Annotated in this window: 10 protein-coding genes and 2 pseudogenes; 10 read left to right on the plus strand and 2 right to left on the minus strand. The window is 67.1% G+C overall.

The annotated features are described in order from the left end of the window. Positions 1 to 40 precede the first annotated feature (40 nt). Entirely contained in the window at positions 41 to 961 is a 921-nt protein-coding gene (locus ACWDTI_RS02110) for a type IV toxin-antitoxin system AbiEi family antitoxin domain-containing protein (RefSeq protein WP_449736368.1), read from the plus strand. A gap of 209 nt (positions 962 to 1,170) precedes the next feature. Here the strand turns inward: ACWDTI_RS02110 and ACWDTI_RS02115 are convergent, their stop codons facing one another. After that, a complete protein-coding gene (locus tag ACWDTI_RS02115) occupies positions 1,171 to 2,127 on the minus strand; it encodes an alpha/beta hydrolase (protein WP_449736369.1) in 957 nt (318 codons plus the stop codon). A 319-nt stretch (positions 2,128 to 2,446) separates the two neighbouring features. Between ACWDTI_RS02115 and pnuC the strand changes: the two genes are divergently transcribed. From pnuC to ACWDTI_RS02160, 9 genes and pseudogenes are all read left to right on the plus strand, one after another. Beyond that, the gene (gene pnuC, locus ACWDTI_RS02120) at positions 2,447 to 3,043 is read left to right on the plus strand and encodes a nicotinamide riboside transporter PnuC (RefSeq protein ID WP_449736370.1); all 597 of its coding nucleotides are present in this window, start codon (positions 2,447 to 2,449) and stop codon (positions 3,041 to 3,043) included. Positions 3,044 to 3,300: 257 nt separating this feature from the next. Continuing rightward, positions 3,301 to 3,981: pseudogene (locus ACWDTI_RS02125) on the plus strand (AAA family ATPase); the annotation flags it as partial. A gap of 64 nt (positions 3,982 to 4,045) precedes the next feature. Further along, a pseudogene (locus tag ACWDTI_RS02130) lies at positions 4,046 to 4,723 on the plus strand (amidase family protein); the annotation flags it as partial. 53 nt (positions 4,724 to 4,776) lie between these two features. Then, positions 4,777 to 6,438, plus strand: a complete 1,662-nt coding sequence (locus ACWDTI_RS02135; protein WP_449736371.1) for an FAD-binding dehydrogenase — start codon at positions 4,777 to 4,779, stop codon at positions 6,436 to 6,438. A 92-nt stretch (positions 6,439 to 6,530) separates the two neighbouring features. Continuing rightward, on the plus strand, positions 6,531 to 7,577 hold the full coding sequence (locus ACWDTI_RS02140) for a Dyp-type peroxidase (protein ID WP_449736372.1): 1,047 nt from the start codon (positions 6,531 to 6,533) through the stop codon (positions 7,575 to 7,577). Positions 7,578 to 7,617: 40 nt separating this feature from the next. Continuing rightward, on the plus strand, positions 7,618 to 8,427 hold the full coding sequence (locus ACWDTI_RS02145) for a family 1 encapsulin nanocompartment shell protein (RefSeq protein ID WP_449736373.1): 810 nt from the start codon (positions 7,618 to 7,620) through the stop codon (positions 8,425 to 8,427). Between the two features lie 10 nt (positions 8,428 to 8,437). Next, positions 8,438 to 9,721: an acetyl-CoA hydrolase/transferase family protein gene (locus ACWDTI_RS02150; RefSeq protein ID WP_449736374.1), complete on the plus strand. Its 1,284-nt coding sequence runs from the start codon at positions 8,438 to 8,440 to the stop codon at positions 9,719 to 9,721. An 89-nt stretch (positions 9,722 to 9,810) separates the two neighbouring features. After that, positions 9,811 to 11,544 (plus strand): ABC transporter ATP-binding protein, encoded by a 1,734-nt coding sequence (locus tag ACWDTI_RS02155; protein WP_449736375.1) that lies wholly within the window; start codon positions 9,811 to 9,813, stop codon positions 11,542 to 11,544. Further along, positions 11,541 to 13,505, plus strand: coding sequence for an ABC transporter ATP-binding protein (locus ACWDTI_RS02160; protein ID WP_449736376.1), 1,965 nt, complete (start codon positions 11,541 to 11,543; stop codon positions 13,503 to 13,505). Before ACWDTI_RS02155 ends, ACWDTI_RS02160 begins: the two co-directional genes overlap by 4 nt. 674 nt (positions 13,506 to 14,179) lie before the next feature. On the opposite strand, the gene ACWDTI_RS02165 is transcribed toward ACWDTI_RS02160, so the two are convergent. Further along, positions 14,180 to 14,866 carry a hypothetical protein gene (locus tag ACWDTI_RS02165; protein WP_449736377.1) on the minus strand — a complete coding sequence of 229 codons (687 nt, stop codon included), beginning with the start codon at positions 14,864 to 14,866 and terminating at the stop codon, positions 14,180 to 14,182. Positions 14,867 to 14,869: the final 3 nt, after the last annotated feature.

Consider the following 14,869-nt stretch of genomic DNA (forward strand, 5'->3'; position numbering starts at 1 on the left):
ATCGTCGCAACCGAACAGGCCGCAGGCGCGTCATATGGACATGCCTGAATTCCCCACCGACCGTCACGGACTCATCCATCGGTCGGCGGCGCGCGCCGCCGGCTACTCCGACAACGAGTTGAGCCGAGCCGAGAGGCGCGGCCTGCTCACGCGAGTGATCCGCGGCGTGTTCGTCGTCAGGACCGAACGCGACCAGTTCGACGCCCACCGACTGTTCACGATCGCCACATACATCGCAGGTGGATCGTCCACGACCATCAGTCACCAGTCGGCGGGCGTTCTCCACGGTTTGTCCATGCTGAAACCGGACCTCACGCGGGTGCACCTGACCACGACCGGAACCGGGCGGATCGACAAGCGTCGCCACCTCCATGTCGGGCAACTCGCCGACGACGAGGTCACCACGATCGAGGGCATACCGGTCACGTCGATCGAACGAACCGCCGTGGACATCGCCTGCGCGAGCACGATGGGATTCGCCGGTGCGCTGGCCGGGTTCGACTCGGCACTGCGCAACGGCGCCGACCGGGAGCGGATGGCGCAGATGCTCACCAGTCGTCGCCCTGGGATAGCGCATGCGCGACGCGCGCCGAGGTATGCCGACAACGGCGCCGAGAATGCGGGCGAATCGTGGGGCCGCGCCCAGATGATCGAGGCGGGTCTGCCGCTGCCCCGTCTCCAGCATGAGTTCTACGACAACGACGGGCGCAAGGTCGCCCGCACCGACTACGACCGGGTCGGACTCTTGGTCGCCGAGTTCGACGGCATGGTCAAGTACCAGAAGCATCTTCGGCCCGGCGAGTCGCCATTCGATGCAATGCGACGCGAGAAACAGCGTGAAGATGATCTTCGGCGGCTCGGCGTGATGGTCATTCGGTGGACGTGGGCCGACCTCGAGAACGGCCGTGTCGTCGGCATGGTCCGCGAATGGCTGGAACGCCTCGGGCTTCTCGCGGCCTGACGACGGCTGCCTGCGGCGGGTTCGGTGCCGGTTCGGTTGCGACGATCCGCACGATCCCATCCTCCAACCTCGTTCCCTGGCTCCATCCAGGGAACAAGGTTGGAACCTGGGGACGAAGCGGCCGCCCGGCGCCGCGCAGACACAAACGCACCGCGGCCGGTGACCTCGATTGGAGGTCACCGGCCGCGGTGGTTGTTCAGATGATCAGCTCAGAAGAACGCCGGCTTGAAGGTGGTGTTCCACGACTGCTCGAAGTCGCGCTGCCAGTAGTCCCACCAGTGGACGCCGTCCGGGGTGACCCGGGTGGTCAGCTTGACGCCCGGAACCAGCGCGACACGTCCGATGTAGAGCTGGCTGGACACCGAGGCGGCAACCTCCAGCGGCACCATCTGCGAGAAGCGCACCGGGTCGAAGTTGGCGCTGCTCGGGTTGACCGCAGAGTCGTACTTGCTGCCGAGGCCGCTGCCGGCCGACACGTACACGTAGTGGTTGGCGAGGTTGCCCGCGCTGAGGAACGGGTCGTTCTGGAACCACTGACCGGCGGGGTAGAAGCCCCACATGTTGGTCGGATTGCCGCCCACACGTGCGACCGAGATCTGGATGCCCTGGGTGAAGCCCGGCCAGGTGACCGTCGGGTAGCCGCTGTACGACGCGACCGCCTGGTAGAAGCCCGGATGACGCGACGCCAGGTTCAGCGCCGAGGTGCCCGACATCGACAGGCCCGCGATGCCGTTGCGACGGTTGTCGCTGTTGTGGCGGCGAGCCATGTAGGCCGGGAGTTCACGGGTGAGGAAGGTCTCCCACTTGTTGACGCCCAGCTTGGGGTCGGGACGCTCCCAGTCGGTGTAGAAGCTGCCGGCGCCGCCGAACGGCATCGCCACGTTGACGCCCTTGCCGACCATGAAGTCGTCGACGTTGGTGTTCTGCAGCCAACCGCTGGTGTTGTTCGGGGCGAGCAACCCGTCGAGCATGTAGAGGGTCGGCTTCGGGCCACGGCCACCACCGTCGACGATGCGCACCGGGATGTTGCGGTGCATCGCCGCCGAGTAGACGTACTCCGTGCTTCCGGCGGCGTGAGCCGATGGGGCAGCCACCAAGGTCACGCCCGATGCGGCCAGGATGGCCACAAGTCCGGCGACCAAGCGCTTGCGGGCGCGAGTCAGCATTCTTCAGTCCTTCACGATCTTGACCCCGAATTGGGCCACGGTCATTGGGCACTCCCCCGGCATCCTATGGGTCGAAAGACCCGGGTGAGACCGTCGTGAGGCAGTGTAACGGCACGATAACGTAGCGGCAAAGCGAGCGGTCGGCGCGCTGACCGGCCACGATGCCGGATTCGCGTAGTACCGACGCACTGAACTGGGCATACGTCAACCGACCCCGGACCCGCACACCGCCTATTTCACATCAGGCCATCGTCCGCTACCCGACCGTTATCGGATTGCTCACCGAACCGCGATCGCGGTCGCTCATAGACTCTCGCGTGTGTTGTCTTGGTGGACCGGGCATTGGGGTGAGGTCGTCGGTTTCGTCACCGGTTTCGCCTGTGTCGTGCTCGCCGCGCGCCGCAACATCCTCAACTTTCCGGTCGGCATCGCCAACAACGTCGTGTTCGTCGTGCTGTTCATCTCGACCGGCCTCTACGCCAACGCGGCACTGCAGGTGGTGTTTCTGGTCATCGGAGTACACGGCTGGGTGAGCTGGCATGGCGCGCGGACGTTCGACACGTTTACCTTGCACACCCCGCGCCGCGCGATCGTGCCACTCGTGCTCGCGGCCGTCGCCATGTCACTGGTCATCTTCGCGCTGCTGCGCCGGCAAGGTGGTTCGGTGCTGCCGGTCGCCGACGCCACGACGACCGCGGTCAGTCTGACCGCGCAATACATGCTGAATCGGCGATGGCTGGAGAACTGGCTTGTGTGGATCGCCGTCGACTTCGCTTACGTCGGCCTCTATCTGGTGACCGGCCTGCCGATCGTCGCCGTTCTGTACGTCGTGTTCATCGGTCTGTGCGTCCACGGCTACCGGAGCTGGCGTACCGACCTCACGGTCGTCGGTGATGCGCAGGAGGTGCGGTCGTGACCGGGGCGCGGCGATTCCGGCACGCGCTGGTGCTGGGGAAGTTCTATCCGCTGCACGCCGGCCACGACCACCTGATCCGCTCGGCGGTGCGCGCCGCCGACTCGGTCACCGTCGAGGTGATCGGGTCGTCGGTGGAATCGATATCGGTCGAGACGCGCGCCCGCTGGGTGCGCGACGTGCACCCGACTGTCCGGGTGGCGTCCACCGTCGATGAGACCCCCGTCGATTTCGGGTCACCGGTGCTGTGGGACGCGCACATGCGGACCATCAGCGGGCTGCTCACGGCTCCGGTGGACGTCGTGTTCAGCAGCGACGACTACGGTGCCGAGCTCGCCCGCAGACTCGGCGCCGACTGGGTGCAGGTGGACCCCGGCCGCCGCCTCAACCCGGTGTCGGGAACCGCGGTCCGGGCGGATCTGGCCGGCCACTGGGCCGAACTCGCCGCCCCGGTGCGCGCCGATCTGGCGGCGCGCGTGGTGATCGTCGGCGCCGAATCCACCGGCACCACCACACTGGCCCGAGTCATCGCCGAACGGCGTGGCACCGTCTGGGTCCCCGAGTACGGGCGCGAGTACTCGATCGTCCGGCCCGGCGGGTTCACTGCACCGTGGCGCTCCGATGAGTTCGACCTCATCGTCGACCGCCAGATGCACGCCGAACGGCTGGCCGCGCGGCGGGCGCCGATCCCGCTGGTCATCTGCGACACCGACGTCGCGGCCACCGCCGTCTGGCACGAACGCTACGTCGGATCGGTATCCCCCAGCGTCGTGGCGGCAGCGGCCGAACATCAGCCCGCGCTGTACATCCTGACCGGCGACGAGATCGACTTCGTCGACGACGGTCTCCGCGACGGCGAACACATCCGGCACGCCATGCACCGGCGTTTCCGTGAGATGCTCGCTGCCGGCCCGACCCCGTGGATCGAGGTGCGCGGCAGCGCCGCGGCCCGCGCAGCGAAGGCCAACCGAATGATCGACACGATCCTTGAGGATGCGTGGCGCTTCCCCCGATCGCGAGGCGGTCGCCGCGGTCGAGCACGCCGCACAGATCCTCACCGATCTCGGCCACCACGTCGACGAGGTCACGCCGCCCTACGACGACGGCGCACTCGCCAAGGATTTCCTCACCATCTGGTTCGCCTGGGTGGCCCACGAGATCGACGACGCGAAGGCCCTCGGCGCCACCGACTCCGACTTCGAGGCCGACACCCTTGCCATCGGGGAGCTCGGCCGATCGGCGGGAGTGGTCGCCGCGTTCCGTGCGCTGAGCCACGTCAATGACTACGTGCTCTCGCTGGACGGGTTCCACCAACGCCACGACTACTTCCTCACCCCCACGCTCGCGACACCCCCACTGCGCATCGGCGCCACCACCACGCCGCCCGCCCTGCAGCGCGCATCGCGCGTCATCGCCAAGGTTCATGCGGGAAACATCCTGGCGCGCACCGGAATACTCGACGACCTCATCGAGCAGAGCCTCGGCTGGGTGCCGTATACCCAGCTCGCCAACCTCACCGGCCGGCCGGCGATCAGCGTGCCGCTGCACTGGACCTCCGACGGACTGCCATTGGGTGTGCAGTTCGTCGGGCGTCTGGGCTCCGACGGTGCCCTGCTGGCGCTGGCCGCCCAGCTCGAGCAGGCGGCACCGTGGGTTCACCGCTATGCCGAGATCTCGCTCTGATCGGCATCCGAGACCGGCTAGTCTCAATCTCAATCGACCCTGAGGAGGGGCGCATGAGTCAGCAGCAGGCCGACGCGGTGGTCGTCGGATCGGGACTGGCCGGATTGGTCGCCACCTACGAGCTCACCCGCGCCGGACGCAAGGTCATCGTCGTCGATCAGGAGAACCGCAACAACCTCGGCGGTCAGGCGTTCTGGTCTCTCGGCGGCCTGTTCCTCGTCGACAGTCCCGAACAACGCCGGCTCGGCATCAAGGACTCGCCCGAGCTGGCATTGCAGGACTGGATGGGATCGGCCGGGTTCGACCGCGACGACGAGGACTTCTGGCCACGCCAGTGGGCACGCGCGTACGTCGACTTCGCCTCGACCATCAAGCGCCAATACCTGCACGACCTCGGCCTAAGGATCACCCCGGTCGTCGGCTGGGCCGAGCGCGGTGGCGGATTCGCCGACGGCCACGGCAATTCGGTGCCGCGATTCCATCTCACCTGGGGCACCGGGCCGGAGGTCGTGCGGGTGTTCGCCGAGCCGGTTCTCGAAGCCGAGAAACGCGGACTGGTCGACTTCCGGTTCCGTCATCGGGTCGACGAGATCATCGTCGAGGACGGTACCGCGGTCGGCGTGCGCGGCGCGCAACTGATCCCCACCGACGCGGACCGCGGGCGGGCGTCGTCGCGAGATACGGTCGGTGACTTCGAGATTCGCGCGGGAGCGGTGATCGTCACGTCGGGCGGCATCGGCCACAACCACGACCTCATCCGCCAGAACTGGCCCACCGAGCGGCTCGGGCCCGCACCCAAGACGATGATCTCCGGCGTCCCCGCCTACGTCGACGGGCGGATGCTGGGCATCTCCGAGTCGGCCGGCGCCAGCCTGGTGAACCGGGATCGGATGTGGCACTACACCGAAGGCATAAACAACTGGGACCCGATCTGGCCCGACCACGCGATCCGGATCATCCCCGGGCCCTCGTCGCTGTGGCTGGACGCCAACGGAAACCGGTTGCCCCCACCGAACTTCCCCGGCTTCGACACCAACTCGACCATGCGTGAGATCCTCGCGACCGGCCACGACTACTCCTGGTTCATCCTGACGCAGTCGATCATCGCCAAGGAGTTCGCGCTGTCCGGGTCGGAGCAGAATCCCGACATCACCAGCAAGGACACGAAATTCGCGCTGAAGAGCCGCCTGGCCAAGGGAGTTCCCGGCCCGATCGACGCGTTCACCAAGCACGGAGTCGATTTCGTGGTCCGCGACAATCTGCCCGAACTCGTCGCCGGGATGAACGAGATCGCCCGCGGTCCCAAACTCGACCTGCAACACCTCGAGCGGGTGATCTCCGCGCGCGACAGCGAGATCGACAACAAGTTCTCCAAGGACGCGCAACTCATGGCGATCACGAACGCCCGACAGTATCTGGGCGACAGGATCACCCGCGTCGCCAAACCGCATCGCCTGCTCGATCCCGACCACGGGCCGCTGATCGCCGTGCGGCTCAACATCCTCACCCGAAAGACGTTGGGCGGCTTGGAGACCAATCTGGACTCCCAGGTCATGCGGCCCGACGGGACGGCATTCAACGGGTTGTTCGCCGCCGGTGAGGTCGCCGGATTCGGTGGTGGCGGTGTGCACGGCTACAACGCGCTCGAGGGCACCTTCCTCGGCGGCTGCATCTTCTCGGGCCGGGCGGCCGGGCGGGCGGTCGCGCGCGGCTGATGCACACACGACGTCAAAGGGTTTGCCTCACCACAGATTCGAGGACCAAGGACACTCGACGCGGCCGTCGGGTCGTCGGTTAGGGTGATGACGTGCCGGTGTCGCAGACCATCCTCACGCGCAAGACGAAGACGGCCATCTTCCTTGTCCTCACCATCAATCCGGGTGGCGAGGATGCGGTTCGCGGCATGTTGTCCAACCTCCCGTCGGTGACCCGCGCGGTCTCGTCCCGGGCGCCCGAGGCGGCACTCGCGGCCATCGTCTCGATCGGCTCGGAGGCCTGGGATCGGCTCTTCGACGGCCCGCGGCCCCGCTCGCTGCGCCCGTTCGTGGCATACGAGGGCGAGGTGCACACCGCACCGGCCACACCCGCCGACCTGCTGCTGCACATCAAGGCCGACCAACTCGACCTGTGCTACGAGGTCGGCCGGCTGGCGATGACCGCATGCGGTGACGCCGTCACGGTGGTCGACGAGGTGCACGGATTCCGCTACTTCGATCTGCGTGACCTGATCGGATTCGTCGACGGCACCGAGAACCCGGTCGGGCAGGCCGCGATCAACGCCATCACCGTCGGCCCCGAGGACCCGGCGTTCGCCGGCGGCAGCTACGTGGCCATCCAGCGCTACGTCACCGACTTCGACGCCTGGAACGCGTTGCCCGTGCAGGATCAGGAAGCCGCCATCGGTCGCACCAAGAGCGACAACATCGAGATGTCCGACGACGTCAAACCGGCCAACTCGCACATCGCGCTCAACGTCGTCGAGGACGCGAACGGCCAGGAGATCGACATCGTCCGCGACAACATGCCCTACGGCGACGTCTCCGGAGCCGGAGACCGCGGCACCTTCTACATCGCCTATTCCTCGGCGCCCGACGTCACCGAGGAGATGCTGCGGAAGATGTTCATCGGCGATCCGCCCGGCAACCATGACCGCCTGCTCGACTTCACCACCGCCGTCAGCGGGTCCCAGTTCTACACGCCGACGGTCGACCTCCTCGAGGATCTGCCGCCCGCGCCCGCCGAGGGCACCGACGCCGACGACGCGGCGGAACCCGAGGTCGACGGCGAGCCTCCCGCAGCGCCGTCCCGACCACGACCAACAGACGGCTCGCTGGGCATCGGATCGCTGCACTGAGATGTCCCACCCGCACCGGCCCGCCCCGAGGAGGTAGCCAATGAACAACCTGCACCGCGAACTCGCCCCGATCTCCGATGCCGCGTGGGCGGAGATCGAGGAGGAGGCGACCCGCTCGTTCAAACGAAACAGCGCCGCCCGCCGCCTCGTCGACGTCGAGGGACCCCTCGGGCTGGATGTCGCGACGGTGTCCACCGGCCACCGGGCCGGCATCGATCCGCCCGACGACGGGATCGTCGCGCACACCCGGCTCGCGCAACCGCTGATCGAGTTCAAGATCCCGTTCACACTCAGTCGTGAGTCGATCGACGACGTCGACCGCGGATCGAAGGACTCCGACTGGGACCCCGTGCGCGATGCCGCCGCGGAACTCGCCCTCGCCGAGGACAAGGCGATCTTCGAGGGCTACCCGGCCGGCGGGATCCCGGGTATCCGCAGCCAGGCGTCGACCACGCCGATCGCGCTGCCCGCCGACGTCCGCGACTATCCGGAGGCACTCACCCAGGCGACCACCGCGCTGCGGTTGGAGTCGGTCGACGGACCGTACTCGCTGGCCGTCTCGGCCGACGTGTACCGACTGATCAACGAGACGTCGAATCACGGTGTCCCGATCCGTGATCACCTGCAGCGACTTCTGGTCGAGGGCGGCCACGTCGTGTGGGCGCCGGCGATCTCGGGCGCATTCCTGCTCAGCACCCGCGGCGGCGACTTCGAGATGACCATCGGTCAGGACGTGTCGATCGGCTACGACTCACACGACTCGGACACCGTGACGCTCTACTTCCAGGAGACGTTCACCTACCTGACCTACACCCCCGAGGCCGTCGTTCCGTTCACCTTCGCCGGATGATCGGTCGTCGGTGAGCACGTCGTCGCACGCCGCGGACCCGGTCGCGGCCGAGCGGTTGCTCGATCACATCCGGCCGGGCTGCAACGTGATCGCCCCGCTCTACGCGGCCGAACCCGAGTCGCTGCTCGACGCGCTCGAAGCGGGCAACGACCACCTCACCGGTGTCCGCGTGCACCAGATGAGTGCGGTCGCCGAACGCGCGTACATCCGTGGCGAATACGGCAGCCGCCTCCGCCACGTCAACTACTTCCTCTCCCCGGCGACGCGACAGGCGTTCTGGGACGGCACGTGCGATCTGGTGGCCAGCCACTTCTCCGAGACCCCCACCCTGCTACGTGCCCTCAACGGGCCGAAGATGGTGATCACTGCGGCGAGCATGCCCGACGAGCACGGCTACTTCTCGCTGGGCACCAACGCCGAGTACTGCGCCGCACTCATCGGGGAGATGCCGTTCTTCCTCGAGGCCAATCACCAGATGCCCCGCACGTACGGCGAGAACCACATCCACGTCAGCCAGATCGTCGGATGGACCGAGGTCGATCGGCCGCTGTTCGAAACCGTGTCCACCGCCGACGACCCCCGCGACCACGCGATCGCCGAATACATCGTGGACCGCGTCCCCGACGGCGCCTGCATGCAGTTCGGCATCGGCAACGTCCCCGACAAGATCGCGCAACTGCTCACTGGCCACCGTGACCTTGGCATCCACACCGAGGTGATCACCGACGGCGTCATGCGCCTGGTGAAATCGGGGGCGGTGACGGGCGCCCGGAAACGCCACCACCGGGCCAAGCATGTGGCTACGTTCTGCCTCGGCTCGCGGGAACTCTACGACTGGATCGACCAGAATCCGGGCATCTCGCTGTTGCCGGTCGACCAGACGAACGATCCCCGCCTCATCGGCGACGAACACAACGTCATCTCGATCAACGCCACGACCGAGGTGGATCTGATGGGTCAGGCGGCCAGCGAGACCATCGCGGGACGGTACTGGTCGGGTTCGGGTGGGCAGGTGGACTTCGCCCGGGGCGCGCAGTATTCGGAAGGCGGACAAGGTTTTCTGGTCACCCGCGCAACCACCTCCAAGGGTGCGAGCCGGATCAGCGCGGCACTCTCGCCCGGCAGCGTGGTCACCACGCACAAGAACACGATCGACAACGTGGTCACCGAGTACGGCGTCGCGGCGCTGCGCGGAAGATCGATGCGCGAACGGGCGGCCGCCCTGATCGCCATCGCCGCCCCGGCGCATCGCGACGAATTGACCCATGCGGCACGCGCATCGGGCTTCCTGTGAGCCGGCGACGGCGGCCGCCGAGCGACGAAGGACAAATCGCGTCGCGCGCTGTCGGTCGCTGTTGCTAGCGTCAACGGAGTGAGCACCACATGCTGACCCACCTGATCCGCACCTACCTGTCGCGCTACGGCTCGAACATGGTCGCCGTCGTCCTCCTGCAACTGGTGGCCACGGGTGCGATGTTGTACCTGCCGACCCTGAACGCCGACATCATCGACAACGGCGTCTCCCGCGGCGACACCGACTACATCCTGCACATCGGCGGATGGATGCTCGCGGTCGCATTCCTGCAGATCATCTGCACCATCAGTGGGCAGTGGTTCGGTGCACGCGCCGCGCTCGGCGCCGGCCGCGACATCCGCCACGACCTGTTGCACCGGGTCAACACGTTCTCGGCACGGGAGATCGGCACCTTCGGCGCGCCGTCGCTGATCACCCGCACCACCAACGACGTGCAGCAGGTTCAGCTGCTGATCGTGATGAGTACCGCCATCCTGGTGATGGCACCCATCATGTGCGTGGGCGGCATCATCATGGGCGTACACGTGGCGCCCGGGCTGGCCTGGGTACTGGTCGTCGCGGTGCCCGTGCTCGGACTCACGATGGCACTGATCATCCGGCACATGATCCCCGGATTCCGAGCGATGCAGGAACGCCTCGACAAGGTCAACCGGATCCTGCGCGAACAGATCACCGGTATCCGCGTCGTTCGCGCGTTCGTCCGGGAACGGTACGAGTCCGATCGGTTCGCCGTGGCCAACGACGAACTCGCCGATGCCAGTCTGCGCGTCGGACGCATGATGGCGCTGATGTTCCCGGTGGTCATGTTGATCACGAACGTCACCATCGTCGCGATCATCTGGTTCGGCGGGCACAAGGTCTCCGACGGCACCGTGGAGATCGGCGCGCTGACCGCGATGCTCACCTACGTCATGCAGATCCTGATGTCGGTGATGATGGCCTCGTTCCTGGCGATGATGGCCCCACGCGCCGCGGTCTGCGCCGAACGGATCACCGAGGTGCTCAACACCGAGACCTCCGTGCGACCGCCGGCACAGCCGGTCGGTTTCGCCGGCGACCCGGCGACCGTGGAGTTCCGCGACGCCGAGTTCCGCTATCCCGGGGCCGATCACCCGGTGTTGTGCAACATCACCTTTGGCGTCCAGCCCGGCACCACCACGGCGATCGTCGGGTCCACCGGCTCGGGCAAGACCACCCTGCTCGGCCTCGTCCCCCGACTCATCGACACCACCGACGGAGCTGTCCTGCTCGGCGGCACCGACGTACGGGAACTCGACCCGGAACTCCTGCGATCGGAGATCGGACTGGTGCCGCAACGGCCCTATCTGTTCTCCGGCACCATCGCGTCCAACGTTCGGCACGGCAAACCCGATGCCACCGACGACGAGATCTGGGAGGCGCTGCGCATCGCCCAGGCCGCCGACTTCGTCGCCGACATGCCCGACGGCCTCGACACGACGATCGCCCAGGGCGGCACCACGGTCTCCGGTGGTCAACGACAGCGGCTGGCGATCGCCCGAGCGCTCATCCGGCGGCCGTCGGTCTATCTGTTCGACGACGCCTTCTCCGCGCTCGACCTCGCCACCGACGCCCGCCTGCGGGCCGCCCTCAAACCGGCCACCGCGTCGTCGTCGGTCATCATCGTCGCCCAGCGCATCTCGACGATCCTCGACGCCGACCAGATCGTGGTCCTCGACCGCGGACGCATCGTCGGTCTCGGCCGCCACGACGAACTCCTGGCGACGTGCCCCACCTACGCCGAGATCGCCGAATCCCAGATGTCGATCCAGGGGCAGGCGTGACACGGCCGGGCGGGCCGGGCCCGCGGCCGGCCGGACCGATGGCGCGTGGGCCGATGGCCGCCGGTCCCGCCGAGAAGGCCCGGTCGTTCGGGCCGTCGCTCAAGCGCCTCATGCACCTACTGCTGTCCTACCGCGGCTTCATGGTGATCATCGTGCTCGCCACGGTCGCATCGGTGATCCTCACCGCGATCGCGCCCCGCGTCCTCGGGCATGCCACCGACCTCATCTTCAACGGCGTCGTCGGCCGCGAACTGCCCGCCGGGATCACCAAGCAGCAGGCGGTCGAGGGGTTGCGCGCGCAAGGCCAGGACACGCTCGCCGACATGGTGAACTCGATGAATCTCACTCCCGGCGTCGGCATCGATTTCGGTGAGGTCGGGCGGGTCCTGCTGATCGTGCTGATGCTCTATGTGGGCTCGGCGCTGCTGAGTTGGATCGGCGCGTATCTGCTCAACATCGCCGTCGTCGGCACCATTCGCCGCCTGCGCGCCGACGTCGAGGCCAAGGTCCATCGACTTCCGTTGCGCTACTACGACACGATTCCGCGCGGCGAGCTGCTGAGCCGGGTCACCAATGACCTGGACAATCTGTCGCAGAGCCTGCAGCAGACCATCTCGCAGTTCCTCAACTCGGTGCTCACGGTCATCGCGCTGCTGGTCATGATGATCTGGATCTCGCCGCTCCTGGCGATCATCGCGGTGGTCACGGTTCCCCTGGCGGCCGGGGCGACGATGCTGATCGCGCGACAGTCCAAGCCGCACTTCCTCAATCAGTGGGCGTCGACCGGCAAGCTCAACGCCCAGGTGGAGGAGGCGTTCACCGGCCACGAACTGGTGAAGGTCTTCGGCCGGCAACGACAGATCGAGGACGAGTTCGACGAGCGCAACGAGAAGCTGTACCAATCGAGTTGGCGTGCCCAGTTCATCTCGGGCGTGATCATGCCGACGATCATGTTCCTCGGGAACCTGAACTATGTGGTCATCGCGGTCGTCGGCGGTCTGCGGGTCGCCTCGGGCGCGCTGAGCCTGGGCGAGGTGCAGGCGTTCATCCAGTACTCCCGACAGTTCACCCAGCCGCTCACCCAGATCGGATCGATGTTCAATCTGATGCAGAGCGGTGTGGCGTCGGCCGAACGCATCTTCGACATCCTCGACGCCGACGAGGAGAGCCCCGATCCGGCCACGCCCGAGAGTCCCGCCGAGGATCACGGACTGATCGAGTTCGACGACGTCTCCTTCCGCTACGTCCCCGACAAGCCGCTCATCGAGGACCTGTCGCTGATCGCCGAGCCCGGCCACATGGTCGCCATCGTCGGACCCACCGGAGCCGGCAAGACCACGCTGGTCAACCTGATCATGCGGTTCTACGACGTCGATTCCGGCACCATCCGCGTCGACGGGGTCGAGTCCCGCCGCATGACCCGCGACGACCTGCGCGAACGGACCGGCATGGTGTTGCAGGACTCGTGGCTGTTCGGCGGCACCATCTACGACAACATCGCCTACGGCGATCCCACCGCGTCGTACGAGGAGGTGATGGAAGCCGCCGACCTCAGCCACGTCGACCACTTCGTCCGGTCCCTGCCGCACGGCTACGACACCGTGCTGGACGAGGAAGGTGGCGGCGTGAGTGCCGGTGAGCGACAGCTCATCACGATCGCCCGCGCGTTCCTCGCCAAACCCACCATCCTGATCCTCGACGAGGCCACCAGCTCCGTGGACACCCGCACCGAGCTCCTCATCCAGCAGGCCATGGCCAACCTGCGCACCGACCGCACGAGTTTCGTGATCGCGCACCGTCTTTCGACCGTCCGCGACGCCGACGTCATCGTCGTCATGGAAGACGGGCACATCGTCGAGCAGGGCAACCACCAAGAACTGCTCGACGCCCAGGGCGCCTACTGCCGGCTCTACAACTCCCAATTCGCCGGCCCCGTCGATGCCGAACTCCCCACCGCCTGAGCGACCCCCGCCGCCGTCCGCCCTTCCGCTGGCCGAGCAAGCGACCGAGCGAGGCGCCCTTCGACGCGCTCGTTCCTCGCTTGCTCAGGAACCTGCCGCGCATCGAGGCCACTTCTCCTCGACCAACCTTCCACCTTTTCCGCTGGTCGAGTAAGCGACCGAGCGAAGCGAGGCCGCGCATCGAGACCCCCACCCACCCGCCGAACAAGCAAGCCGACGCGCCCCTTCTACCGCTGGTCGAGTAAGCCCGGCGACGAAGGAGCCGAGCGCATTTCTCGCTGGTCGAGTAAGCCCGGCGACGAAGGAGCCGAGCGCACTTTTCGCTGGTCGAGTAAGCCCGGCGACGAAGGAGCCGAGCGCATCGAGACCCCGCTTCGACTCTCCGACAAGCGATCTCGATGCGCTCGTCGCAAGCTCCTCGCTTACTCGATCAGCGAAACGAGGAGGCACCCCGGATCAAACGAGGTGGCAGCGGGCCACTCGATCAGCGAAACGAGGCGGCACCCCGGATCAAACGAGGTGGCAGCGGGCCACTCGATCAGCGAAACGGGGCGGCACGCCGGATCAAACGAGGTGGCAGCGGGCCACTCGATCAGCGAAACGGGGCGGCACCCCGGATCAAACGAGGTGGCAGCGGGCCACTCGATCAGCGAAACGGGGCGGCACCCCGTCGATCACCGCGGCGGAGTACGCCCCGGCCCCAACTCTCCCGCCACCCGGCGCTCGAGTTGCGCGGCGGCCGCTGGCGGCACCGCTATCAGCCCGTCGAGTTCGGCGCGCGCCTTGCGGTAGGCGGCCTGACGTTCGGCCGGGGTGGCGGCGTCGCCGCCGGCGATCGCCACGAGCCTTCGCGCCCGCTCGAGTCGTTCGCGTTCCACCGGCGAGAAGTCGCCCTGCCGGCGCCGGCGCGCCTCCCGTTCGGCAGCGTCGAATGCGGTCGCATATTCGCCCACCGCATCCCGGTACTCGGCGAACACCGCCGGATCGAGAAGCTCGTCGAGATCGGCGGGCCGCAGATCGTCGGCACGCACCTTCGCCCGATGGAACGCCAAGGTCAACGGTTCTCGCAGATCGGTCATCATCGGAAACTCGATGAGTGTCGCGAGGTCCAACTCGTAGGAGAACCATCGCGCGTTCAGGTCGTCGTGGCGGGCGGTGACCTTCGCGATCGCCGACTTGCTCGTCTGGGTGATGCGCAGCTGCTCGGTCTTTGCATTCGCCTTGATCCGGGCCAGCTCGATCTTGTCGCGGCGCCGCTTCTCGTTGTACCGCGCGACTCGCGCGGCCCATCCCCCGGTGACACCTCCGATCGGAAAGATCAACCACCAGTAGTCGCCGACGTACTGCAGAAAGTCCTGCACGCC

This window comes from Gordonia sp. NPDC003424, from assembly GCF_053588655.1.